Annotated in this window: 18 protein-coding genes and 1 tRNA gene; 13 read left to right on the top strand and 6 right to left on the bottom strand. The window is 57.5% G+C overall.

The genetic code is table 11. The features are described 5' to 3' along the window. Positions 1–115: 115 nt before the first annotated feature. Complete coding sequence (locus ACN0VL_RS04385) at positions 116–670, top strand: NAD(P)H nitroreductase (RefSeq protein WP_417614910.1); 555 nt, start codon at positions 116–118, stop codon at positions 668–670. A 100-nt stretch (positions 671–770) separates the two neighbouring features. Here the strand turns inward: ACN0VL_RS04385 and ACN0VL_RS04380 are convergent, their stop codons facing one another. Continuing rightward, the gene (locus ACN0VL_RS04380; RefSeq protein WP_417614909.1) at positions 771–1,508 is read right to left on the bottom strand and encodes a phosphatase PAP2 family protein; all 738 of its coding nucleotides are present in this window, start codon (positions 1,506–1,508) and stop codon (positions 771–773) included. A 127-nt stretch (positions 1,509–1,635) separates the two neighbouring features. Between ACN0VL_RS04380 and ACN0VL_RS04375 the strand changes: the two genes are divergently transcribed. The 6 genes from ACN0VL_RS04375 to dedD all read left to right on the top strand — a co-directional run bounded on the left by ACN0VL_RS04375 (position 1,636) and on the right by dedD (position 8,650). Beyond that, positions 1,636–2,760 carry a 4-phosphoerythronate dehydrogenase gene (locus ACN0VL_RS04375; protein WP_417614908.1) on the top strand — a complete coding sequence of 375 codons (1,125 nt, stop codon included), beginning with the start codon at positions 1,636–1,638 and terminating at the stop codon, positions 2,758–2,760. A 146-nt stretch (positions 2,761–2,906) separates the two neighbouring features. Beyond that, positions 2,907–4,766 (top strand): FimV/HubP family polar landmark protein, encoded by a 1,860-nt coding sequence (locus ACN0VL_RS04370; RefSeq protein WP_417614907.1) that lies wholly within the window; start codon positions 2,907–2,909, stop codon positions 4,764–4,766. Between the two features lie 91 nt (positions 4,767–4,857). Then, positions 4,858–5,667, top strand: a complete 810-nt coding sequence (gene truA, locus ACN0VL_RS04365; protein ID WP_417614906.1) for a tRNA pseudouridine(38-40) synthase TruA — start codon at positions 4,858–4,860, stop codon at positions 5,665–5,667. Positions 5,668–5,840: 173 nt separating this feature from the next. After that, on the top strand, positions 5,841–6,704 hold the full coding sequence (gene accD / locus ACN0VL_RS04360; RefSeq protein WP_417614905.1) for an acetyl-CoA carboxylase, carboxyltransferase subunit beta: 864 nt from the start codon (positions 5,841–5,843) through the stop codon (positions 6,702–6,704). Continuing rightward, entirely contained in the window at positions 6,704–7,960 is a 1,257-nt protein-coding gene (gene folC, locus ACN0VL_RS04355) for a bifunctional tetrahydrofolate synthase/dihydrofolate synthase (protein ID WP_417614904.1), read from the top strand. Before accD ends, folC begins: the two co-directional genes overlap by 1 nt. A gap of 48 nt (positions 7,961–8,008) precedes the next feature. Continuing rightward, positions 8,009–8,650, top strand: a complete 642-nt coding sequence (gene dedD, locus ACN0VL_RS04350; protein WP_417614903.1) for a cell division protein DedD — start codon at positions 8,009–8,011, stop codon at positions 8,648–8,650. 551 nt (positions 8,651–9,201) lie between these two features. Here the strand turns inward: dedD and aguA are convergent. The 3 genes from aguA to ACN0VL_RS04335 all read right to left on the bottom strand — a co-directional run bounded on the left by aguA (position 9,202) and on the right by ACN0VL_RS04335 (position 12,779). Continuing rightward, positions 9,202–10,278: an agmatine deiminase gene (aguA, locus tag ACN0VL_RS04345; protein WP_417614902.1), complete on the bottom strand. Its 1,077-nt coding sequence runs from the start codon at positions 10,276–10,278 to the stop codon at positions 9,202–9,204. After that, a complete protein-coding gene (aguB, locus tag ACN0VL_RS04340; RefSeq protein WP_417614901.1) occupies positions 10,278–11,168 on the bottom strand; it encodes an N-carbamoylputrescine amidase in 891 nt (296 codons plus the stop codon). Before aguB ends, aguA begins: the two co-directional genes overlap by 1 nt. A 288-nt stretch (positions 11,169–11,456) precedes the next feature. Then, positions 11,457–12,779: a Na+/H+ antiporter family protein gene (locus ACN0VL_RS04335; RefSeq protein WP_417614900.1), complete on the bottom strand. Its 1,323-nt coding sequence runs from the start codon at positions 12,777–12,779 to the stop codon at positions 11,457–11,459. 239 nt (positions 12,780–13,018) lie between these two features. Between ACN0VL_RS04335 and ACN0VL_RS04330 the strand changes: the two genes are divergently transcribed. Continuing rightward, positions 13,019–13,630: a peroxiredoxin gene (locus ACN0VL_RS04330; protein WP_417614899.1), complete on the top strand. Its 612-nt coding sequence runs from the start codon at positions 13,019–13,021 to the stop codon at positions 13,628–13,630. Positions 13,631–13,727: 97 nt separating this feature from the next. On the opposite strand, the gene ACN0VL_RS04325 is transcribed toward ACN0VL_RS04330, so the two are convergent. Further along, positions 13,728–13,973 (bottom strand): TIGR02647 family protein, encoded by a 246-nt coding sequence (locus ACN0VL_RS04325; RefSeq protein WP_417614898.1) that lies wholly within the window; start codon positions 13,971–13,973, stop codon positions 13,728–13,730. Between the two features lie 178 nt (positions 13,974–14,151). On the opposite strand from ACN0VL_RS04325, the gene modF reads away from it, so the two are divergent. Together modF and ACN0VL_RS04315 are read left to right on the top strand one after the other, a co-directional pair. Then, positions 14,152–15,627, top strand: coding sequence for a molybdate ABC transporter ATP-binding protein ModF (gene modF / locus ACN0VL_RS04320; protein ID WP_417614897.1), 1,476 nt, complete (start codon positions 14,152–14,154; stop codon positions 15,625–15,627). A gap of 246 nt (positions 15,628–15,873) precedes the next feature. Then, the gene (locus tag ACN0VL_RS04315; protein ID WP_417614896.1) at positions 15,874–16,527 is read left to right on the top strand and encodes a cupin domain-containing protein; all 654 of its coding nucleotides are present in this window, start codon (positions 15,874–15,876) and stop codon (positions 16,525–16,527) included. Between the two features lie 93 nt (positions 16,528–16,620). Here the strand turns inward: ACN0VL_RS04315 and rnt are convergent, their stop codons facing one another. Beyond that, complete coding sequence (gene rnt, locus ACN0VL_RS04310; protein ID WP_417614895.1) at positions 16,621–17,331, bottom strand: ribonuclease T; 711 nt, start codon at positions 17,329–17,331, stop codon at positions 16,621–16,623. Between the two features lie 255 nt (positions 17,332–17,586). Here rnt and ACN0VL_RS04305 point away from each other — a divergent pair. From ACN0VL_RS04305 to ACN0VL_RS04295, 3 genes are all read left to right on the top strand, one after another. After that, positions 17,587–17,674 (top strand) — tRNA-Ser (locus tag ACN0VL_RS04305). Between the two features lie 147 nt (positions 17,675–17,821). Then, positions 17,822–21,970 carry a CHASE domain-containing protein gene (locus ACN0VL_RS04300; RefSeq protein ID WP_417614894.1) on the top strand — a complete coding sequence of 1,383 codons (4,149 nt, stop codon included), beginning with the start codon at positions 17,822–17,824 and terminating at the stop codon, positions 21,968–21,970. Next, positions 21,967–22,911, top strand: a complete 945-nt coding sequence (locus tag ACN0VL_RS04295; protein WP_417614893.1) for a diguanylate cyclase domain-containing protein — start codon at positions 21,967–21,969, stop codon at positions 22,909–22,911. The genes ACN0VL_RS04300 and ACN0VL_RS04295 overlap by 4 nt, the downstream gene beginning before the upstream one ends. Positions 22,912–22,966 lie beyond the last annotated feature (55 nt).

Raw genomic sequence — 22,966 nt, 5'->3', positions numbered from 1 at the left:
ACGCCTAACGCCTAACGCCTAACGCATCCTCCCACCACGTTTTTTGGCGCTCGGCGCCGGGTGCTGCTAAGGTATCGACCCTGATTGATTTTGCTTGTTGATAAAGGTGTTATAGATGGATGCACTGGAACTGTTATTAAACCGCCATTCCAATCCGCGTTTGGTGGAGCCGGCCCCGGCAGGTGAACAGCTGGAGACCATATTCAAGGCCGGGTTGCGCGCCCCTGATCATGCGGCGTTAACGCCGTGGGAGTTCATCGTATTTGAAGGCGAGCAGCGTCATGCCCTGGGCAATATTCTGGCCGAGGTGGCAGAGGCAAAAGGCGATGGCCCCGACCGTGTAGCTATCGCCCGTAATGCGCCCTTGCGTGCGCCCATGATCATTACCGTGGTGGCCAAGGTTAAACCCCACGACAAGGTGCCGCAGCTGGAGCAGGAAATCTCTGCCGGCTGTGCGTTAATGGCCATGCAGATGGCAGCCCTGGCGTTGGGCTTCAACGGCATCTGGCGCACCGGCTGGTTTGCCTTCGACCGCAACGTGCATCAGGCGCTGGGGCTGAGCGAGACCGATCAAATCGTCGGCTTCCTGTATCTGGGCACCGCTCAGGTAGAAGTGCGCAAGTTACCCGAGCGCGATACCGCCCAGTTTGTACGCTATTTCGGGAAGTAAATCAGTGTGAAGGGTGAGGAGTAAAGCGTTAGGAGGAAAAGAAACACCGAACTCTTCCAATTCGGTGTTTTACCCCTCACTCCTCACCATTCACCGTCTCTTACAACGCTTGCCGATCCCACCAGATAAACGCCCAGGCGCCCAGCGCACCAAACAGTACTCCCAGTATGCTGCTGGCCAGAATATCAGCCGGCCAGTGCAGGGCCAGCAACAGTCGCGAATAACAGACCGCTACCGCCCATACGGCCAGTCCGCCTACCAGCCAGGGCGAACGGCGCCGATACAGTAACAGCAGGCAATAAAAGCCGGCTATGGTCATGGCGGCAATAGAGTGGCCGGAGGGAAAAGAGTAACTGACCTCGTCTTGCCAATGCAGCTTTAGCCAGTTGGGCACTTGCTGCTCCGACATATCCCGTAGGCCGTCGGCCAGCCAGTGCTCGCGTATGATGGGCAACTGGGCATAAAAACGGTCACTGTCGGCCAGTCGACCTTTTTCTGCCAGCCAGAGCACATAAGGACGGGGCTCTTTAAAGTATTCCTTGGCCACGCTTTTGGTGATAAAAGCACTGCCCAGCGCCGCCATCAAACAGAAGAAAAACACCACAAACTGGCCGGGGCGACGACGCCAGCGATACAGCGTCAGCACGCTCAACAGGCACAAGGTGATGGCGATACCAAATTTGCCCACCGTGACCGTTATGCTGTAGGCCAGCAAGGCGGGTGGCTCATCGAGATCCAGCAAGGGAAACCAGTGCCATTGCCATTGATAACCCAGGCTGGCAATCGTAACCGGCAGCACCAGCAAAGCCAGCACCGTAAAAAATAATCGAGGTGTCATAAAACAGGCGCCAAAAATAAGCTGAAGGAAATGAAGCGGCGATTCTAGCAAAACAAGAGCGGAATGATAGCTGTAGCTTGAGCGAACAAAGAGTACAATGGCGCGTTATTTCAGGAGGTTGCCGTTGATGAAATTGCTTGCCGATGAGAATATGCCCTACGTACAGGAACTGTTTGCCGACTGGGCAGAGGTTGTCACCTGCCCCGGTCGAGACATGACCCCGGAGCAGCTCCGTGATGTGGATGTCTTGCTGGTGCGCTCCATTACCCGGGTTGACGAGGCCCTGCTGGCAAACGCACAGCAGCTGAGCTTTGTCGGGACGGCCACCATTGGTTGCGACCACATCGACACCGACTTGCTGGCCCGCCGCGGCATTGCCTTTGCCAGCGCGCCGGGTTGCAACAAGGTCGCCGTTGGCGACTATGTGCTGGCGGCTCTGTTGAAGGTGGCCGAGCACAAAGGCTGGCAGCTGGCGGAGAAAACCCTGGCCGTGGTCGGGGTGGGAAATACCGGCTCTCAGGTGGCGGCGCGCGCCCGGGCACTGGGGATGAAAGTGCTGTTATGCGATCCGCCCAAAGCCCAGCTGGACCCGACAGCTTTTGTCGAATTGGCACAGGCATTGACCGCCGACATCGTCAGCTTTCATGTTCCGTTTACCCGTGAAGGGCAGCATGCTACCTGGCACCTGCTCGATGAGCCGGCCATTGCCGCGCTGCATGGCGAACAGGTACTGATTAACGCCTGTCGCGGCGATGTCTGGGATAATGCCGCCCTGTTGCAGCGCCAGCAAGGCTCGGCGCCGCTCACGCTGGTGATGGATGTCTGGGAGCATGAGCCGGCGGTGCTGGCCCCCCTGGTGCCTCATGTGTTGCTGGCTACCCCGCATATCGCCGGTTATAGCCTGGAAGGCAAGGCCAGAGGCACCTTTGCCTTGTATTGCGCCCTGTGCGAACTCCAACACAGAGCGCCGTCGATGAGTCCGGAGCAGCTGTTGCCGCCGCCGGCCATAGCTGCGGTTCATCTGCACGATACCCTGGATCAGGCGTTGATCGCTCGTCTGGTACGACTGGTGTATGACATCGAGCAGGATGATCAGGCGTTTCGTGCGGCGTTGGGCAAGCCGGGCTTTTTTGATGACTTGCGCAAGCATTACCCCCAGCGCCGAGAGCTGGGTTCCTTGCAGTTAATCAACCAGAATCAGGCGGCGCAAGAACTGGGTTTTAAAGTATCCCTCCCGGTGGCCGATAGCTGAGGTTGAAAATAATGACTTTGATGGCCGGCAGATAAGTTTCTATTGGCACTGATTTTTTCTACACTGTTTTTTATAGGCATTGGGTCATGACATGCATTGGCCGTCGAACGCTTCCGTTCAGCGTCAGGACAAAGGATAAGAAACACTTGATAAAACGACTCAGACCCTATCTTGGAGTGGGCCTGGCCGTGTGGCTAGGCTGGTCGGCGACTGCCGTGGCTCAGGGCGACTTTTACATAGAATTGAGAGGCCCCGAATCGGCCGAGCCTGCACGACCCGCCCCCCCGGCGACAACGGCCGCCCCCGCGCAGCCACAAGCGCAGCCGACTGCCAACCCCGAAGGTTATGGGCCAATACGCAACACGGATACCCTGTGGGCGATAGCGGCGCGTTACACCCGCGCCCCCGCGACGGTGCACCAGACCATGGTGGCGCTGTATCGCCTCAATCCCCAGGCGTTTGTGCGAGGCAATATCAACCACTTGCAACGGGGTGCCCAGCTGCGCCTGCCGACCGACACTCAAATCAGGCAGCGCTCTGCAACTGAGGCCGAAGCGGAGTTTCGACGCTTGAGCCGTCAGGGAGCTCCCGGTGCCCCCCGTGTTGCCGCAACACCTGCCCCGAACAAGCCCGAGCCAGTAGTGCAGGCCAAGCCTGCTCCCCAGCCGGCCGCACCTCCCCAGCAAAGCGCCCCCGTTATTGCCCCGTCGGCCCCCCAGGTGGCCCAACCGCCGAAAGTGAGTCAAGAAACCGACAATCAGACGGACGATGCGGCCCAGGCAGCCATGGTGTTGAGCGAGCCGAAAACGGTGCCGGAACCGGTCGCGCAGCCGGCAGTTGCGCCCAGCCCGGCTCAAGTAGAAGAGGTGGCGCTGAACCGTTTGCAACTGCAGCTCATGGACGAATTGCGTGAGCAAGTGGCCATGACCAATGAACAGCTCGTGATGTTGGCCGACAATAATCAGGCGTTGCGTCTACGATTGGCGCAGTTAACGGCCGAGGTCGAAGGTCTGAAGGTCGACCGTAGCCAGAACGCACTCGACGACAAGAGCCAGGAGCTCAACACGCAAGAGGCGGGCGGGGTCGGCGAGCTGTTAAAAAGTCCCTTGAATCTGGCTCTGATCCTGATGCTACCCGTGCTGCTGTTGCTGGCGTTGTTGACCTTGTGGTGGCGTAAGCGGAAAGCAGATAACCAGGCCGAGCCGGAACAGAAACAGGGTCAGGAGCTATCGCCAACCGGCACCCTGCCGGACGATGAGCGCGACGAGTTTGAAGATGTGTTTGCCAGCCAGATCCAGGCAGGCGCCCAGGCCGGAGCAGCTGACGAGAAACAGCCGGAGCAGGATGTCAACGAAGACGCCTTTGCCCGTTACCTGGAAGAACAGCAACTTCTGGAAGAACAGGAAGCGCAGCGCCGGCAAGCCATGCAGTACGAAGCGAATGAAGAGCAGTCCGAAGCCCCGATTGCTGAAGCCGGGGTGCAAGACGCCTCCGGGCCTGCAGCTGAGGACGAGGGGTTACAGGAAGAAGCGCAGCTGAATGAAGGAGGCGAGTCGCTCTCTACCGATGACATTGACGAGCTGTTCAACGATGTCGCCGTCACCGCCCGTGAAAACGAGCTGCCGGCAGACCCTGAGCCGCTCGATGAGCCGGAAGAGGCAGCTGCCGACACCACTGCCAGCAAGCCCGAAGAGGCCTATGTGTCTGTCGATCAGCTGATGGCCGATGCCGAGCGGAGCGAAGGGCTGGATCCGGATATGGAACGCAAGCTGGAGCTGGACCTGGAGCTGGATGACTATGCCGGTGTGATTGGCCAGGGCGATGGCGTGGACATAGATGCCGATGAAGGGGGGATTGGTGCCCAGCTGGATCTGGCGCGAGCCTACCTGGAAATAAATGATGTCGATAGCGCGCGCGAACTGTTGAACGAGGCGATAAAGCGGGGCAATGAGGCGCAGCAGCGTGATGCACAAAAGTTGTTGCAGCGACTCGACAAGCGCAGTTAACCCATTACCGGCCTTGGCAGCAGGCCGGTTCTTCAATTTATCTCGGTAACGAGTATAATTGCCGTCCTTTTATCCCGTGGAATGAATTTTTATGCGCATTGCTCTTGGCATCGAGTATGACGGCAGCCGTTATTATGGCTGGCAACGACAACGAGAAGTCCCCAGTGTGCAAGCTGAGATAGAAAAAGCCTTATCGAAAATTGCCGATCACCCGATTACGGTACAGTGTGCGGGTCGCACCGACGCAGGCGTCCATGGCACCGGCCAGGTGGTGCACTTTGATACGCAGGCCGATCGTCAGCCCGGCGCCTGGACGCTGGGCATGAATGCCAACCTGCCAAGCGATATAGCCGTGCGTTGGGTGAAGAACACCAGCGATGACTTTCACGCCCGTTTTAGTGCCACGGCGCGTCGCTATCGCTATATTATTTTCAACCACAATATGCGGCCCGCCATTCATGGCAGTGGCGTCAGCCACTATGTGGGCGATATCGATGCACAAAAGATGCACGAGGCGGGTCAATACTTGCTGGGCGAGCATGACTTTACCTCGTTTCGTGCCGTGCAGTGCCAGTCGAAAAGCCCGTTCCGTAATATTGTGCACCTGAATGTCGTGCGTTACGGGCACTATGTGGTGCTGGACATTAAAGCCAATGCCTTTGTGCATCATATGGTGCGCAATATCGCCGGCACCTTGATCAAGGTGGGCTTGGGTGAAATGGATGTCAGCTGGGTGAAAGAGGTCTTGTCCGCCCGTGACCGCAACCTGGCGGGGCCCACGGCCAAGGCGGGGGGCCTGTATCTGGTGGCGGTTGATTATCCCGAGTCGTTCGGCCTGCCAACCACCATACCCGGCCCGTTGTGGCTGCCCGATACCCTGGGCGCCTGGCGAGAGCGGTAAACCCATAATTTTTTATCAACGCGCAGGCTGATATATGGTTTAATGCTCGCCATAATAACGGGAATCTCCTCGAGAGAGCGCGCCCGGCAGCCTGTCTGTTTTTGTTGCAATAGTTTTGCAAAACCCGCAGCAAGTAACGCTGCAATAACGATGCAATCACGCTAAGGATTTCCATGAGTTGGTTAGAGAAAATTCTTCCCAAGAATAAGAACATAGGTGTTCGTCGTCACAATATTCCAGAAGGCGTCTGGAGCAAGTGCACCAGCTGCGAGCAGGTATTATACCGTGCCGAGCTGGATCGCAACCTGGAAGTGTGTCCCAAATGCGACCACCATATGCGCATTGGTGCGCGCCTGCGGTTGGACAAGTTTCTGGATCAGGACGGCCGTGTCGAGCTGGGCACTGAGCTTGAGCCACAAGATGTGCTTAAATTCCGCGACTCCAAGAAATATAAAGACCGCATTAACGCGGCACAGAAAGCCACCAACGAAAAAGACGCGATTGTCTCCATGACCGGTACCCTGAAAGGCATTCCGGTTGCGGTCTGTGCCTTTGAGTTTTCCTTTATGGGTGGCTCCATGGCCTCGGTGGTGGGCGCTCGTTTTATTGCCGCCGTTAACGCCTGTATTGAAGAAAACCGAGCCCTGATATGCTTTTCTGCCTCTGGCGGTGCCCGCATGCAGGAAGCCTTGTTCTCGCTGATGCAGATGGCCAAAACCAGTGCGGCGCTTAACCGACTGTCAGAAGCCGGTCTGCCTTACATCTCGGTACTGACCGACCCCACCATGGGTGGCGTATCCGCCAGTCTGGCCATGCTGGGCGACATTAACGTTGGCGAACCCAAGGCCCTGATCGGCTTTGCCGGCCCGCGTGTTATCGAGCAAACGGTACGGGAAAAACTGCCTGACGGTTTCCAGCGCAGTGAGTTTCTGCTGGAGCACGGTGCCATCGACATGATCATCGATCGTCGTGAAATGCGCGACACCGTAGCCGGACTGATTGGCAAGCTGATGAATCAAGAGCCAGCCGAAGCCTAATGAACAGCGAGAACGCACTGGCGCAGCGCTCGTTGGCCGACTGGCTGCAGGTGCTGGAAGGCCTTAACATGGCGCACATCGAGCTTGGGCTGTCACGCATGAACCTGGTCGCAGAGCGGCTGGATCTGTTGCGTCTGCCCAGCTATGTGATCACAGTGGGCGGCACCAATGGCAAGGGCACCACCTGTGCGCTGCTTGAGTCCATGTTGCGTGCGGCGGGTCGCAGTGTGGGGGTGTATTCCTCTCCCCATCTGGTGGACTACCGCGAGCGGGTGCGCATTAATGGCGACAGCCCGGCGGCGGCCGACTTCTGTGCTGCCTTTGCCGCGGTAGAAACGGCCAGGGCCGAGGTGGCGTTAACCTATTTCGAGTTTACGACGCTGGCGGCGTTATGGCTGTTTCGTGCGGCCAGCCCCGAGGTGGTGTTACTGGAAGTGGGGCTGGGTGGACGCCTGGATGCCACCAATGTGGTGGCATCGGATCAAACCGTGGTCACCACCATTGCCCTGGATCATACCGACTGGCTGGGCTCGGATCGGGAAAGCGTCGGCTTTGAAAAAGCCGGTATTTTTCGTGAGCACAAGCCGGCGGTGTGTGGTGATCCTGAGCCACCCGCGCGTTTGCTGGCCCATGCCGAGCAACTGGGTACACCCTTGTATTGTACCGGGCGTGATTACGTCTGGCAGGTACAAGACAACCCGGGACAGACACAGCCCGCCCACTGGTCGTTCAGTGGCCTGGGGCTGCAGCTGGACGCCTTGCCGTTGCCTGCGTTACCGGTCATGAATGCGGCCACGGCGCTGGCGACGCTGGCGCTGTCACCGTTTTTACCCGATATCGAGGCCATTCACACCGGGTTGCAGCAGGCGTCGCTGACCGGACGTTTGCAGCAATTGGGGCCAAAATTGTGGGTCGATGTTGCCCATAACGCAGAGTCGGCCACCTATCTGGCCGGCCGCTTGCCGGCAATAAAAGGCAAGGGGCGCTGTTTGGCGGTAGTGGGCATGTTGAAAGACAAAGACATCGCCGCGAGCCTGGCACCGCTGCGTGGCCTGATAGACGACTGGTATCTGGCGAGTCTGGGTGGCCCTCGAGGGGCGAGCGCGTCCGAGCTGGCTCATTGGCAGCCGGGGCACTGTTTCAACTCGGTAGCCGAGGCGCTGGCGGCGGCAGAAGCGAACGCGGGTGAGCAGGATGTGATTATTGCATTCGGCTCGTTTTTCACCGTTGCCGACGTATTGGCAATCAGAAAGTAGCCTGTGTTGTGACCGGCAGCATAACTGGCAGTAACTAGGGAGGGGGCTTTGGCGACACAGTTTCAGCAACGATTGGTAGGCACCGTTATTCTGGTGGCGTTGGGTGTTATCTTTTTGCCTGACTTATTGGATGGCAAGCAGCAGCTCGCCCCGGATGAGGCGGTCACCATACCACTGCGGCCCGAACTTGAACCGGCCCGCCCCCTGGTATCGGTACCGGAGCACACCGCGGTTGGCCACCAGGCCGACAAGGCACCGGTACAAGGCGATGGGGCTGCCGAGGCGTGGGTCATTGAAGAAGCCAAAGAAGCGCCCCCCGTGGCGCCCAAACCGGCTGCAGCTGCGCCTGCTCCTCAACCCGCGGCCCCACAACCGACGCCGCAGCCCAAGCCTGCCCCCGTCGTCAAGGCTGCCCCTGTGATACAGCCGGCTCCGGCCATCAAGCAGGTGGCTCCTCAGCAGGGCGATCACATAGTGCAGCTGGGGGCATTTCGTAATGCCGATAACGTGAACGCGCTGGTGAAAAAGCTGCAGGCGGCCGGTTATCGTGCGCAAACCACCCCTTCGGTTCCGCGTCATGGCGAGCTGAATCGGGTATGGATAGGCCCCGATGACAAGGCTCGCCTGGAGCAGCATCTCGCCGCCCTGGAGCGATTAACCGGCCTCAAGGGCAGGGTAAGAGCGCAATAACAAGCACAGCCAAGCGATAAAAAAACACCGAGCCCAAGGCTCGGTGTTTTTTTTGTCTTGCCGGACTGGCGACAGTAAAGCCGATACTGAATTGATACCAATCTAAGTAAAAACATGATCTATTTTAAAGCTGAGTACCAGAGGAAACAGAGTCAGCTCCCACGACACGCCATAAACCCATCCCTGGGGGCTCGGGAAATGACATCCCTGTCATTTCACGGTCGTGGGAGCCGATCTCTGTTGCCTCTCCACAAGCACCGAGTTGTCTGTAGATAGCACCTACAGGCAACTCCGCAGCTGGGGGCGGATGAAGGGATCTACTCCACCGACCATCACATGACAAGGATGTCATGTGCTTGAGCGCCACAGGGAGGTGCTTGCAGCGTGTCGGTGGAGTAGACCCTTCGTTCGGCCTTTCCAGAGCAGCTAAATAGACCAGTTACTTACTCAGTTTGGTATGAGTTCAGCATGACGGCATCAAGCGTGAGGCGCAGCTAAAGACCGTTATGCTTCACCTCACACCTCACACCTTACGCTTCACTCTTTACGCCTCAGCGGTTGGCCGCAGGTATTTGCTGGGTAATGCAGTGTATGTTGCCACCGCCGAGCAGCACTTCCCGGGTGGGCACACCCACTACTTCCAGCTCGGGGAAGATGGTTTCCAGCATCTCCTGGGCTTGCTGGTCGGTACGCTCGTCGAGCAGCGGATAGATCAGCCGGTTGTTGGTGATCAAGAAGTTGACGTAAGAGGCCGCCATGCGATCCCCCGCACGCCGGGGCACGCCGGCGCCTTCTACTACCCCTGCGGCTTCCTGTTTAGTGATATACAGGGGACCGGGTTGCGGCAGTTTCCATATCTTCAACTGACGGCCCTTGGCATCCCGCGCCTGGCTAAGCACCTTGTAGGCGGCTTGCGAGCGTGCATACTGAGGATCGTCTTTATCGTCGGTCCAGTGCAATATGACTTCACCCGGGCGGGCAAAACAGGCCATGTTGTCGATATGACCGTCGGTTTCATCCAGATGCACGCCCAGCGGCAGCCAGATAAAGTGCGTGACGCCCAGATATTCGGACAGCTGCTGCTCGATATCCTGTTGGGTGTAGTCCGGGTTGCGGTTCGGGTTAAGCAGGCATTCGGCCGTGGTCAGCAGGGTGCCTTCACCGTCCACATGAATCGAGCCCCCTTCCAGCACCAGGGGGGACTGGTGCACGGGAAGCCCCAGGTGTGCCAGCATGGCACCGGCCATGGCCTGGTCTTTTTCCCACGGGAAATACAGGCCTTCTTCATGGCCGCCCCAGGCGTTGAAAATCCAGCTGATGCCCGCCCGTTCGCCGTTATTGTTGATGACCATGGTTGGGCCGGTATCGCGAGCCCAGGCATCGTCACTGTCTATGGCGACCAGCTTGACCTCTGGTGGCATCAGCTGTTGCGCGTGGGCCATTTCTTCTTCCGGCACCGCCATATAAACGGGCGTGGCCACGGAAATGGCCTCGGCCAGGGCGGCAAAGGTGGCCTGTGCCGGTTTGCCACTCTCGCGCCAATTATCGGGTCTGTGGGGCCAGATCATCCATACCGCTTGCTGGGGAGCCCATTCCGCGGGCATGTAAAAGCCCTTTAGTGCCTCCATTAACGGCCTCCCTGCAATTTGCCGTCGGAGGTTTGCACCGCCGAGTACATGGCGGGGCGACGATCGCGAAACACCCCCCAGCTGGCACGGTGTTTGGCCACCTGCTCTAAATCGAAGCTGTGCACCAGCACACCTTCGCTGGTCTTGTCGGCTTGCTGAACCAGGGCACCAAATTCATCGGTAATAAAAGAAGAGCCATAAAAGGTAATTTCCAGCCCTTCTATGAACTTGCTCTGCTCGGTACCAATACGGTTGGAGGCAATCACAGGCACCAGGTTGGCCGCGGCATGGCCTTGCTGGGTACGGGTCCAGTGTGGCTGGCTGTCCAGGGTGGCATCCTGGGGCTCGGAGCCGATGGCGGTGGGGTAGAAGATCAGCTCGGCCCCCATCAATGCCAGGCTGCGCGCAGTTTCGGGAAACCACTGATCCCAGCAGATGGCCACGCCAATTTTGGCATAACGGGTCTGCCAGACCTTGAACCCGGTATCGCCCGGGGTAAAGAACTGCTTTTCCTGGTAGCCGGGGCCATTGGGAATATGGGTTTTGCGATACAGGTCGAGCACGCTGCCATCGGCGTCGATCACCACTAAAGAGTTGTAATAGGCGGTACCGGCGCGCTCAAAAAAGCTCAGCGGCAACACCACTTCCAGCTCTTCGGCCAGCGCCTGAAAATGACGGATCAGCGGGCTGTTATCGACTTCCTGAGCCAGCGCAAAGTGCTCTGGACTCTGGTCGATACAGAAGTAGGGCGCTTCAAACAGCTCCTGAATCAAGATGATTTGTGCGCCTTTAGCGGCGGCTTCACGCACCAGCTTTTCGGCACGGGCAATATTTTCGTCTCTGTTCCAGCTGCAGGCCATTTGGGTGGCGGCGACACTAACCATGGTCATATTCAGTTCCTCAACACGATAAAGGGGGGCGAGTCGTCAAGGCACCTGAAGGCTATCAGCAAGTGAGTCTTCAGCGCAGAAGCATTGCTTCCACCTAAGGGGCCAAACCATCCATATTTTAACAACTCTGATTCAAGGCCGCAGTGTGCCTTTAAGGTTCAAAACTCGCAATTAGATCTTGTGATTTTTTGATAAAAAAGCCGCCAACCCAAGACGGGTGGCGGCTGTTTTTTGGCTTATAGCGTACGGCTTATAGCGTATGGCTCCCCGAAGGGGGTAGGCTTTGTTTTACAACACCATGGCGGCCAGCCAGCCAAAGCCGATTAACGGCAGGTTGTAGTGAATAAAGGTCGGGACCACCGAGTCCCAGATATGATCATGCTGGCCGTCGGCATTCAAACCCGAGGTAGGGCCCAGGGTGGAGTCGGAGGCCGGAGAGCCCGCATCACCCAGGGCACCGGCGGTGCCAATAATGGCCAGAGTGGCCAGTGGCGAAAAGCCCAGCGCAATACACATGGGCGCATAAATAGGCGCAATAATGGGAATGGTCGAAAACGACGAGCCAATGCCCATGGTAACCAGCAAGCCGACTATCAGCATCATCAGTGCCGCCAGCGGCTTGTTGCCGCCCATGGTGCTTTCCACGGCCTGTACCAGGCTGCCAATGCCATCGGTCGCCTTGATAACGGCGGCAAAGCCGGCGGCGGCAATCATGATAAAGCCGATTAACGACATCATCTTCACCCCCTGGGTAAAGGCGTCCTGGCTTTCCTTAAACTTGATCACGCCACCGAAGGTGAAGATCATGAAGCCCACCATGGCACCCAGAATAATGGAGTCGCTGTACAGCTGCAGACTCAGGGCACAGGTAATGGCGACCACCGCAATCAACAGGTGCGGCATGTTAATTTGCAGGTGCTCGGGCTCCACGGCCACAATTTTGCTTTCATCGTATTCACGGGATTTGCGATAGCTGAAAAACAGAGCCACCAACAAGCCCAAAAACATGCCACCAACGGGAATGCCCATGGCCACCGGCAGCATGGACTTGGTGACGGCGACGCCGTTTTCCAACAGGTTGGCCAGCAGCACTGTATTCAGGAAAATACCGCCAAAGCCGATGGGCAGCATCATGTAGGTGGCGGTCAGGCCGAAGGTCAGCACACAGGCCACGGCGCGGCGGTCCAGCTTAAGCTTGGCCATCACATGGAGTAGCGGGGGAATTAAAATGGGAATAAAGGCGATGTGAATGGGGATCAGGTTTTGTGAAGAGATGGCCACCAGCAGCAAGGTGCCCAGCAGTATGCTTTTGATCCACACCATGCGCCCGGCGCTGGCATCTTTACCCAGCGCTTTAATCACCTTGAACGCCAGCAGATCGGTAATGCCGGAGCGGGAAATGGCAATGGCAAAGGCACCCAGCATGGCATAACTCAGGGCTATGGTCGCGCCGCCTCCCAGGCCGCCGGCAAAAATATTGGCAGTCTCGGTGAGCGACAAGCCGCCGACCATGCCGCCGACCATGGCGCTCAGGGCGAGTGAGATCACCACGTTGATGCGCAGCAGGCTAAGTACCAGCATCAGGCAGACGGCGATAACAACAGGATTCATTGATTGTCCTTATGTGTGTATTTGTAATTAAAAAGAGAGGAGGGGGGCTAGTTTGCTAATTCAGGCCTGAATGTCGAGCTTTTTCAAAAATTAATATCGCGGCCTTTGCTGTCATTTTGTGCAAACGAGCATATATAACCAGTCACCCCCTTGGGTTTGGGGATGGGCGCCCATATACTAGCTAGTTGAACGAGGTGGTTTGTCACAAACCCATTAGTGTAATCATCAAGGAGATAGACATGAGCGTATTGGTAGGCCGTCAGGCCCCAGACTTTACCGCTGCAGCTGTACTGGGCAATGGTGAAATCGTTGAAAACTTCAACCTGAAAGAGTTCACCAAAGGTAAGGCAGCTGTGCTGTTCTTCTACCCGCTGGATTTCACCTTCGTATGTCCTTCCGAGCTGATCGCTTTTGATGATCGCTTTGAAGAGTTCCAGAAGCGCGGCGTTGAAGTGATCGGCGTTTCCATCGACTCTCAGTTCAGCCACAACGCATGGCGCAACACCAGCGTTGAAAATGGCGGCATCGGCCAGGTGAAATACCCACTGGTTGCCGACATCAAGCACGAAATCTGCCAGGCCTATGACGTTGAGCATCCAGAAGCCGGTGTGGCTTTCCGTGGCTCTTTCCTGATCGACAACAAGGGCCAGGTACGTCACCAGGTAGTGAACGATCTGCCACTGGGTCGTAACATCGACGAAATGCTGCGCATGGTTGACGCCCTGCAGTTCCACGAAAAGCACGGCGAAGTCTGCCCTGCACAGTGGGAAGCAGGCAAAAAAGGTATGGAAGCATCTACCGAAGGTGTGGCCAAGTACCTGACCGAAAACGCAGCTGACCTCAAGCGTTAATACGTTTCAGGTTAACTGAATGAAATAAAAATGCCGGCCTATGCCGGCATTTTTTATGCAATTTTTTATGCAAGTTGTGCGGGCAGCCTCAGTCTGCTCAAGCGGTTTCTGGCGTGCGCAGCAAGGTAAGCAGTGCCTGGGCATGCTCACTGGCTTCCCGGCCCAGATCGGTCAGGTAACCGCCATCTTCCATGGTGATCAAGCCTTTTTCATACAGGGATTTGGCCGCCGCTATGGTGGCGGGCTCGGCATTCTTGTGTACCTTGACGCCTTGCTGTGTGGTATCCAGATTGAAATTCAGCAGAAAATTCAGTTCGTTGAGCAAATCTGGGTGATAGCGCATATTCAACTCCTCGATAAAGGTAACCCTTCAACGTTAGCTTGTTTTTGAGCCTTTGGTTGCGTGCTGGCTCACATTTAACATGGACGGCACTTTTATTGGGTGGCTCACTTGCATCATGGCGTCGGGTTGTTAATGATGTGGGCTTTGCCTCTTACTATTGAAAAGGAATTTTGCTCTCATGACCGCCATTAGCATCCGCGATGCCCATTTTGCCATTAGCGAACAACACAGCCTGAGGATCAAACAACTCGAGCTGCAAGCCGGACAGTGCTGGAGCTTTGTGGGCGCAAATGGCAGCGGCAAGACGGCGCTGGCTCGCGCCCTGGCCGGGGAGCTGAAACGGCTGGAGGGTGAGTCGGACAATGGCTTTACGCGCATAGAGTGGGTGTCGTTCGAGCAGTTACAACAGCTGGCCGACCGCGAGTATGAAGAGGACGAAAGCGACCTGCTCGATTATGAAGATCAGGGCCATACGGCGCGGCAAATCATGCTGGAGCAGGGGGGGTGTGAAACCGAGCTGGCGGCACTGGCCGAGCGCTTTGGTATTGGCGCGCTCTTGAATCGCGGCTTTCGTTACCTGTCTACCGGAGAAACGCGCAAGGTGCTGCTGTGCCGTGCCTTGCTGCAACAGCCCGAGCTGCTGATCCTGGATGAACCCTTCGATGGGCTGGACGTGGATGCCCACGGCGGACTGATGAGCCTGCTGCAGGAACTGGTGGCGGCGGGCCAAACCCTGGTGCTTATTTTGAATCGCCTGGAAGAGCTGCCCGAGTTCAGTGACCGGCTGGGTATTTTAACCGACTGTGAGCTTGCCCTGGCCGGCCCCCGTGCCGAGATTGCCGCCTCGGCCGAGCTGCTGCAGCTGAGCCACCTGGCTGCCATGGAGGCGACCACCCAAGCCTTGCCACCGGCGGATCCCGATGCCGAACGGCGCATGCTGGATGCCGATACTCCGCGTATCGTGATGCGTGATATTCAGGTCAGCTATGGCGACAAGCGCATTTTAACCGGTCTGAACTGGCAGGTGGATCCCGGGCAGCACTGGCAGATAATCGGTCCCAATGGTGCCGGCAAGTCGACGCTGTTGAGTCTGGTCACCGGAGACCACCCCCAGGGGTACAGTAACGATCTTACCCTGTTTGGCCACCGTCGGGGCAGCGGCGAAACCATCTGGGATATCAAGCAGCACATTGGTTATGTGAGCACCAGCATGCAGCAGGACTATCGCGTGACCGCCACCCCCAAAGCGGTGATTGTATCCGGCTTTTTTGATTCCATCGGCGTTTATCAGCAGCCGGGCAGCACCCAGCTCGCCCTGGTCGACCAATGGCTGGCGCTGCTGGGCATGACGCACCTGGCCAACGAGCCGTTTCGTCACCTGTCTTACGGCCAGCAGCGGCTGTTGCTGATCGCCCGTGCCATGGTCAAGCATCCGCCCATCTTGATCCTCGACGAGCCTCTGCAAGGGCTGGACAGCTTCAACCGTCACTGGGTGAAACGCTGGATCGATCTACTGGTTGCAGAAGGGAGCACTCAGCTACTGTTTGTCTCGCACCACGAACAAGACGCCCCCAGCTGCATCAGCCATCGCCTGACCTTCGTACCCGACGGCGACGAATATCGGTATGTAACGACAGCCAAACCCTTCGGGTAGCCGAAAATACACGCTGTCTTTGTCGTCCTGCGCTTTAGCTGCAGGTTTGCGGAGCAGAAGGGTTTTCAAGGTTTTCAGCCACGGCATACACGGAAGCACACGGGGAAAGTGAATCATCAGCACCGGGTCGACAGGTTCGGTGTTTTTCTTCCGGCTTCTCGCTGACAGCTTCCAGCTTTTTCAGGCTTGACCCGTGGGCGAGGGCGGGGGAATATAGGTCACCCTCGTCTGTCGGGACATGAACCGATGCTGAATATGAATTTCTCCCAATCCCTTTCCCTTGATTATAACGCCGACCGTTGGCAGCCTTCGCCCGCGTCGGGCGTGTGGCGCTATCCCATTGAACGAGAGCAGGCCGAAAGCGGCCATGTGACCAGTCTGGTGCGTTTTGAACCCAACTCTTATTTTCCCGAGCACCAGCACCCCCTGGGCGAAGAATTCTGGGTGCTGGAAGGCACCTTCTCTGATGAAAGCGGCGATTACCCCGCCGGATCCTATGTGCGTAATCCACCCGGTAGCCGTCACCGCTCCTTTACCCGGGAAGGCTGTACCATTTTCGTCAAATTGAATCAGTTTTCGCCAGACGATGACAAGTGGCTCAAGGTGTTTCCGGATCAGGAACTATGGATCACCGGTCGCAAGGGCTATCGCCGATTACCCCTGCACCAGCACCAGGGCGTGCACACCAGTGTGCTGCACTTTCCCGAGGGCGGTTCGTTTCCGGCTTGTTGTTACAAAGGCGGGTTGGAGCTGTTGGTTCTGGAGGGCTGCGTGCAGCAGGGCGATGGGCATTACCCGGCGTTAAGCTGGCTGCGCTTTGCCCCGAACAGTGAGCCGGAGCTACAGCTGACACCGGATACCCGACTGTGGGTGAGAACGGGGCATTTGGCAACGCGGTGAGGAGTGAAGCGTAAAGCGTGAGGCGTAAAGCGAGCAGGGTGAAGCGTAAAGGGTGGGGGTAAACCCCTTACCCCTTACTCACTTGGTGCCCGATTAAGCGGGGGTGTCGGCGGCGTTACCGAGAGGCTTGTCTTGTGCTGAGGCTGCTTGTGGCTCCTGGTCATTTTCTACGGCGGCCAGTGGCCAACCGCCCAGCGCCTTCCAGCGATTCACGATGCGGCAGAATAACTCCGTGGTTTTTTGGGTGTCGTACAGGGCGCTGTGCGCTTCCTTGTTATCAAACTCCATGCCGGCGGCCTTGCACGCCTTGGCCAACACGGTTTGCCCCAACGCCAGCCCGGCGAGACTGGCGGTATCAAAGGTGGCGAAAGGGTGAAACGGGTTGCGCTTAATCTCGGCCCGCTCTGCCGCCGCCATAACAAAACCATGATCAAAAGAGGCGTTGTGGGCCACGATAATGGCACGCTGACACTTGTTGGCCTTCAGCCCCTTGCGTATCCCTTTAAAGATGTGCTCCAGTGCTTCGCGTTCGGTCACGGCACCGCGCAGCGCACTGTAAGGGTCGATACCGGTAAACTCCAGGGCGGCAGGTTCCAGATTGGCGCCTTCAAAAGGGGCAACATTAAAATGAAATGTCTGATCGGGAACCAGCCAGCCATTGTTATCCATTTTCAGCGTAATGGCGGCGATTTCGAGCAGGGCATCAGTTTTGGCATTAAAACCGCCGGTTTCCACGTCGATCACCACTGGGTAATAGCCCCGAAAACGTTCGTTAAGCTGAGTTGAAGCTGCTGTTGCCGTCATTATTGTCCTAATTAACCTGAAAAACTGGGCCGCCATTATGCCAGAATCACCGACCCTCGTCGCCACTCTCTCCCCAAAGAGCCGAGAATGGCATCATAATGGCGTAATATTGCACAACCGATTGTTTTGCGGCAAAAAAAGATTGCACTCAGGCGGCGGCTTGCCTACTATACGCCCCGCTGACAGGGCAACAGCCTGAAGCTAGCAAAAATCAGGGTGAAAGTGACACCCGTTATCAAAAAACACAAAAAATATGGTGAGGTGTCCGAGTGGCTGAAGGAGCTCGCCTGGAAAGCGTGTATACGGCAACGTATCGAGGGTTCGAATCCCTCCCTCACCGCCATATTTAAGAAAAAACCCGCTGAGCAATCAGCGGGTTTTTTCGTTTCCTGCCCCCAATTTTCTTATCTCAAGCATACCGTGCTGCCATCTTTTGCTTTTCAAGTGTTTCCATATAGAGCCTAAGTTGCTTAAAGTAGGGAGACCCTCAATGAGGCCGACGAGCGTGCGGGTATCACAGCAGATCCCATGCTCGCGGGCCGACGCGAAAGGAATCGATGCATTGCAGCAGAATCTGGACTTTATCAGGAATCGCTGGTCTCTCGTCACCCTGGTGATTGGACTGGCGGTGAGTGCTCTGCTGGCCTGGCAACAACACCTGAACAATCAGCATCGGGTGCAGAATGCGGTGGCCAACGCCGCAACAAACACCAAGCAGGCGGTTAAAAGTCACCTCAAGCTCTATGAGTATGGCTTGCATGGTGCCCGCGGTGCCGTGCTGACGGCGGGTGAACACGGGATCAGCCGTACCCAGTTTCATCGCTACAGCCTGACCCGGAATCTCGAAAAAGAGTTTCCCGGCGCCCGTGGATTCGGTTTTATCCGCCGCGTGCCACGCTTTATGACCGAGTCTTTTATCGATATGGCCCAGGCCGATGACAGGCCCGAATTTCGAATAACAGAGCTGGCCGCTCATGAGGGCGAGCGTTATATCGTCCAGTATATCGAACCGCTTGAGGGCAACGAGTCGGCGATCGGCCTCGATATAGGTTCGGAAAAAACCCGCCGCGCAGCGGCAGAGGCGGCCATACGCACAGGAGAAGTCCGGCTGACCGGACCTATCACCCTGGTACAGGCCAGCGGCAAGCCGTTGCAATCCTTTCTGATCCTGATGCCCATTTATCGTGGCGGTGTAACGCCGGCCACCGAGGCCGAACGCGAGCAACAGGCGCTTGGCTGGAGTTATGCGCCCCTGTTGATGGAAGACATGTTATCGACCCTGCGCCTGGATGCGGATACCGTGTATCTGGAGCTTTTCGATGTGACCGACCCCGACGGGAAACAAAGATTCTACAGTAATGCCCCGGAGGTCGCCCCGGCTCTCAAAGCCCATACCGAGACCATTCAGTTCGAGGTATACGGCCGGCACTGGGAGTCCCGGTTCAGCGTGTACCCGTCGTTTGTGCAAGGGCTGCATCAGAATTCTCCGCTGCAACTGTTTTTGCTCGGAAGCCTGATCAGCTTATTGGCAGCGGCGTTGATCGGCTCCACTCATCTTAGTCGGCAGCGTCGCCAGCAGATACTGGACGAGCAGGCCAGGCTGGCGGCCATCGTCGAGAGCTCGGCTGATGGCATTATCGGCAAGACGACCGATGGCGTTGTCACCAGCTGGAATCGGGGGGCCGAACAATTGTTTGGTTACCCTGCCCGGGTGGCAATCGGGCAGTCATTGATGGATCTGGTGGTGCCGGAGGATCGACAAGAGGAAGAGGCCGGCATTCTCGCTCGGGTGTGCAAGGGTGAACATATTGACCATTTTGATACCCTTTACCAGTGTCAGGACGGTCGCCAGCTTCATGCCGCCGTAACGGTCTCGCCTATCTATGACAGCCGAGGCCGCATTACAGGAATCTCCAAGACGGTACGCGACATTACGAGTCAGAAAGAGGCCGAGGCGCTCATCCTCGAACTCAACAGCAACCTGGAAGCCCAGGTCGATCAGCGTACTGCTGAGCTGGCGGCGGTTCGCGACCAGCTGTTGATGGCGGCGGGCGTTGCCGAACTGGGTATCTGGAGCTGGACGCTGACGGACGGCGCGCTGGACTGGAACGACAAGATGTTCGAGCTGTATGGTTATTCGCCCGACTTGCGCCATCAGGGACTGAGTTACGAACACTGGTATTCCCGATTGCATCCGGACGATGCTGACTACGTGATATCGTGCATGACAGCGGTCGTGAAGGGCACCGGCACCGGCGATCCCGAGTTTCGCCTGCTGTTACCGGATGGGAGTACTCGCTATATCCAGGCAGGGGCTCAGGTGGAGCGCGATGACAGCGGGCAGGCTATTCGGGTGACGGGGATCAACTTCGATATTACCAAGCGACGCGAACTCGAAACCGTGTTGCGCCAGGCCAAGGCCGAGGCTGACGAGGCCAGTGCGGCCAAGTCGAGCTTTCTCGCCAATATGAGCCATGAAATTCGCACGCCCTTGAACGCCGTGCTGGGCATGTTGCAGCTGGTACAGCAAACGACGCTGGAACCGCGACAAAGCGACTATATCAACAAGGCACACAGGGCGGCACGCTCCCTGCTCGGCCTGCTGAACGATGTGCTGGACTACGCCAAGATCGAAGCCGACAAGTTGCAGCTCGAACCCCATCCATTCGAGCTGGAAGACTTGATGCAAGAGCTGGCGGTGGTGTTGTCCGGCAACCTGGGCACCAAGCCGGTCGAGCTGATGTTCGACTTTGATCCCTCACTGCCCGGCAGCCTGATTGGCGATCGTTTGCGCCTGCAGCAGGTTCTGATCAACCTGGCAGGAAATGCCATTAAATTTACCGAATACGGTGAGGTCGTGGTTCGCGTCAGTGAGCTGGGCCGCGATGCTTCCTCGGTGCGCCTGCGTATGGAAATAACCGATACCGGTATCGGCATCCCCGAAGACAAAATCGATTACATACTCGAAGCCTTCAGTCAGGCCGAAGCCTCGACGGCTCGTCGCTTTGGTGGCACCGGCCTGGGATTGGTGATCAGCAAGCGGCTGCTCGGCCTGATGGGCACCGAGCTCAACGTCCGCAGTACCCCGGGAGAGGGCAGCTGCTTCTGGTTTGACCTGACTCTGCAGCTTGACGGTGTGGTACAGCCCTGGGGGCCGGTCCAGGAAGTCGAGCAGCCGCTGCGGGTGCTGGTGGTGGATGACCATAGGGTATCGGCCGACATTTTGGCCCGGGTAGCTCGCCAGCAGGGTTGGCAGGTGAACATCGCCAACAGTGGACGGGAAGCCTTGCAGGAAATAGCACAAAAAAATCACTATGATCTGGTGCTGATGGACTGGTCCATGCCGGACATGAATGGCATGGAGGCGGCGGCGAAGATCCGGGAGCTGGGGCGGGATCAGCTGCCCACTGTTATCATGATCACGGCCTATGGTCATGAACAACTGGCCCAGGCCCAGCAGCAGGCGAGCCCGCCCTTTGTTGACTTCCTCATCAAACCCGTGACACCGCAGCAGCTGATCAGTTCGGTCCAGCGCTCGCTGGCAGGAGAAACACCGACCGAGACACCGCAGCATAAGAGGACCTCGACTCCCTCACGGCCTCGACTCACGGGATTGCATTTGTTGGTAGTGGAGGATAATGCCCTCAACCGTGAGGTTGCCGCCGAGCTGCTGCGTGGGGAAGGGGCCAGTGTCGAGCTGGCCGCAGGAGGGCTGGAAGGGGTCAGCAAGGCCGTTGCGGCGCCGGATATCTTCGATATGGTGCTGATGGACATGCAAATGCCCGATATCGACGGTCTGGAAGCCACCCGGCTTATCCGGGCCCATGACGGGTGCCGGGATCTGCCGATACTGGCGATGACGGCCAACGTGACCACTGAGGATCAGCAGGCTTGTCTGGCTGCGGGCATGAACGCGCACATCGGCAAGCCGGTGGATCTGGAGCAACTGGTGGCGGTGCTGCTGTCGTTTAGCAGCAACACGGCTGCACAGGAGCTAAACGAGCCGCTTGCACGGCAAGATGACTCATATGAGAATGTGGATGCCGTGATCCGTCGTTTTGGTGGAGATGCCCGCTTGTATCACCGATTGCTGACGGGGTTCGAGGAAGATGCCGCCGTGCTGTTTGATGAGCTGGAGCGCCATGTTCGGGAACGGAACCGGGTGGCGACGGCGGCGACACTGCATACCTTCAGAGGCGTGGCGGGTACCATGGGGGCGGCGACCTTTGCCTCTCGGCTGTCGGCACTCGAGCAACAACTTGGCGAACAAAACAGCAAACAGGCCTTTGCTTCGCTGAATACCAGCGGCTTGTCTGCCTTGAAAAAACAGCTGGCCCAGGAGCGGACGGCCTTGCTGGAAGCCGTTACCATGCAGCTGTCCGGTACCGAACCGGTGGCTAACCCGGAGGCAAAGCCTGACCCGGAGGAAGAAGCGGGCGAGGGCACCAAGGAACGGCTCGAACAACTACTGACGCTGTTGGAAGCGGGAAATATGGACGCCATCGACCACTTCGAGCAGCTACCGGCCACCGTGCTCGAGCCATGGAGTGACCGGTGGGAAACCGTGTCTGCCGAGGTGCAGAACCTCAATTTTACCGTCGCGAGCAGTCTGGTTCGTGAGTTACTGGGGGAGCTATGATTCTGGAACAGTTGCGAGATGCCTTCCCGCATCCGGTGGGACCGTTACGCATTCTTGTTGTGGACGATCAACCGGTCAACATCCGGGTGCTGCACCAGCTATTTAAGGATGAGTTTGACGTACTGATGGCCACCGATGGTGAGCAGGCCATCACCCTGTGTAAAGAACAGCAGCCAGACATAGTGCTGCTGGACGTGGTGATGCCGGGGATCAGTGGCCATGATGTGTGCCGTCGGCTGAAAGCCGATCCGGACACCCGTGATATTCCGGTGATTTTTGTGACATCCCAGAATCAGGATGGTGACGAAGCCCTGGGCTTTGACATTGGCGCGGTGGACTTTATTACCAAGCCCATCAACCCGGTGATCGTATCGGCTCGGGTACGCACCCATCTGGTATTGAAGCTGCAAAGTGATCTGTTGCGCTCCATCGCCATGATGGATGGTTTGACCAGGATCGCCAATCGTCGAAAGTTTGATGAAGAGCTGACCATCAGCTGGCGGGCCTGCCTGCGCGAAGGCCGGCCGTTGTCGCTGGTGCTGCTGGATCTGGATTGTTTCAAACAGTTCAACGACAGATACGGGCACCAGCAGGGGGATGCCTGCCTGACGGCGGTAGCCGAGGCGCTCAATCGGTCGGTTAGACGACCGCTCGACCTGGTGGCCCGTTATGGGGGGGAGGAATTTGTCTGTATTCTTCCCGGTACCGACAGTCAGGGAGGGCTCAAATGTGCGGAGGTAATGAGAGCCGCAGTCAAGGCGCTGAAAATCGAGCATCAGGACTCGGCCGCCGGGCCGTTCGTTTCCATCAGCCTGGGCGTTGCCACTCAGATACCTCACGCAGACGCCAGCCCCGAAGCCTTGCTGGCCGCAGCCGACGAACAATTGTACCAGGCCAAGCGGGCCGGTCGAGACAGAGTGAGTGCCATCACCCTGGCATAACCTTTTCTGGCGGCAGGTGAGCCTTACTGAGAAAAGACACCCAGCATCCGAGCGT

It is taken from the genome of Oceanisphaera sp. (genome assembly GCF_048268965.1).
Classification (GTDB): Bacteria; Pseudomonadota; Gammaproteobacteria; order Enterobacterales; family Aeromonadaceae; genus Oceanimonas.
This window is presented reverse-complemented; position numbering and strand designations above follow the sequence as displayed.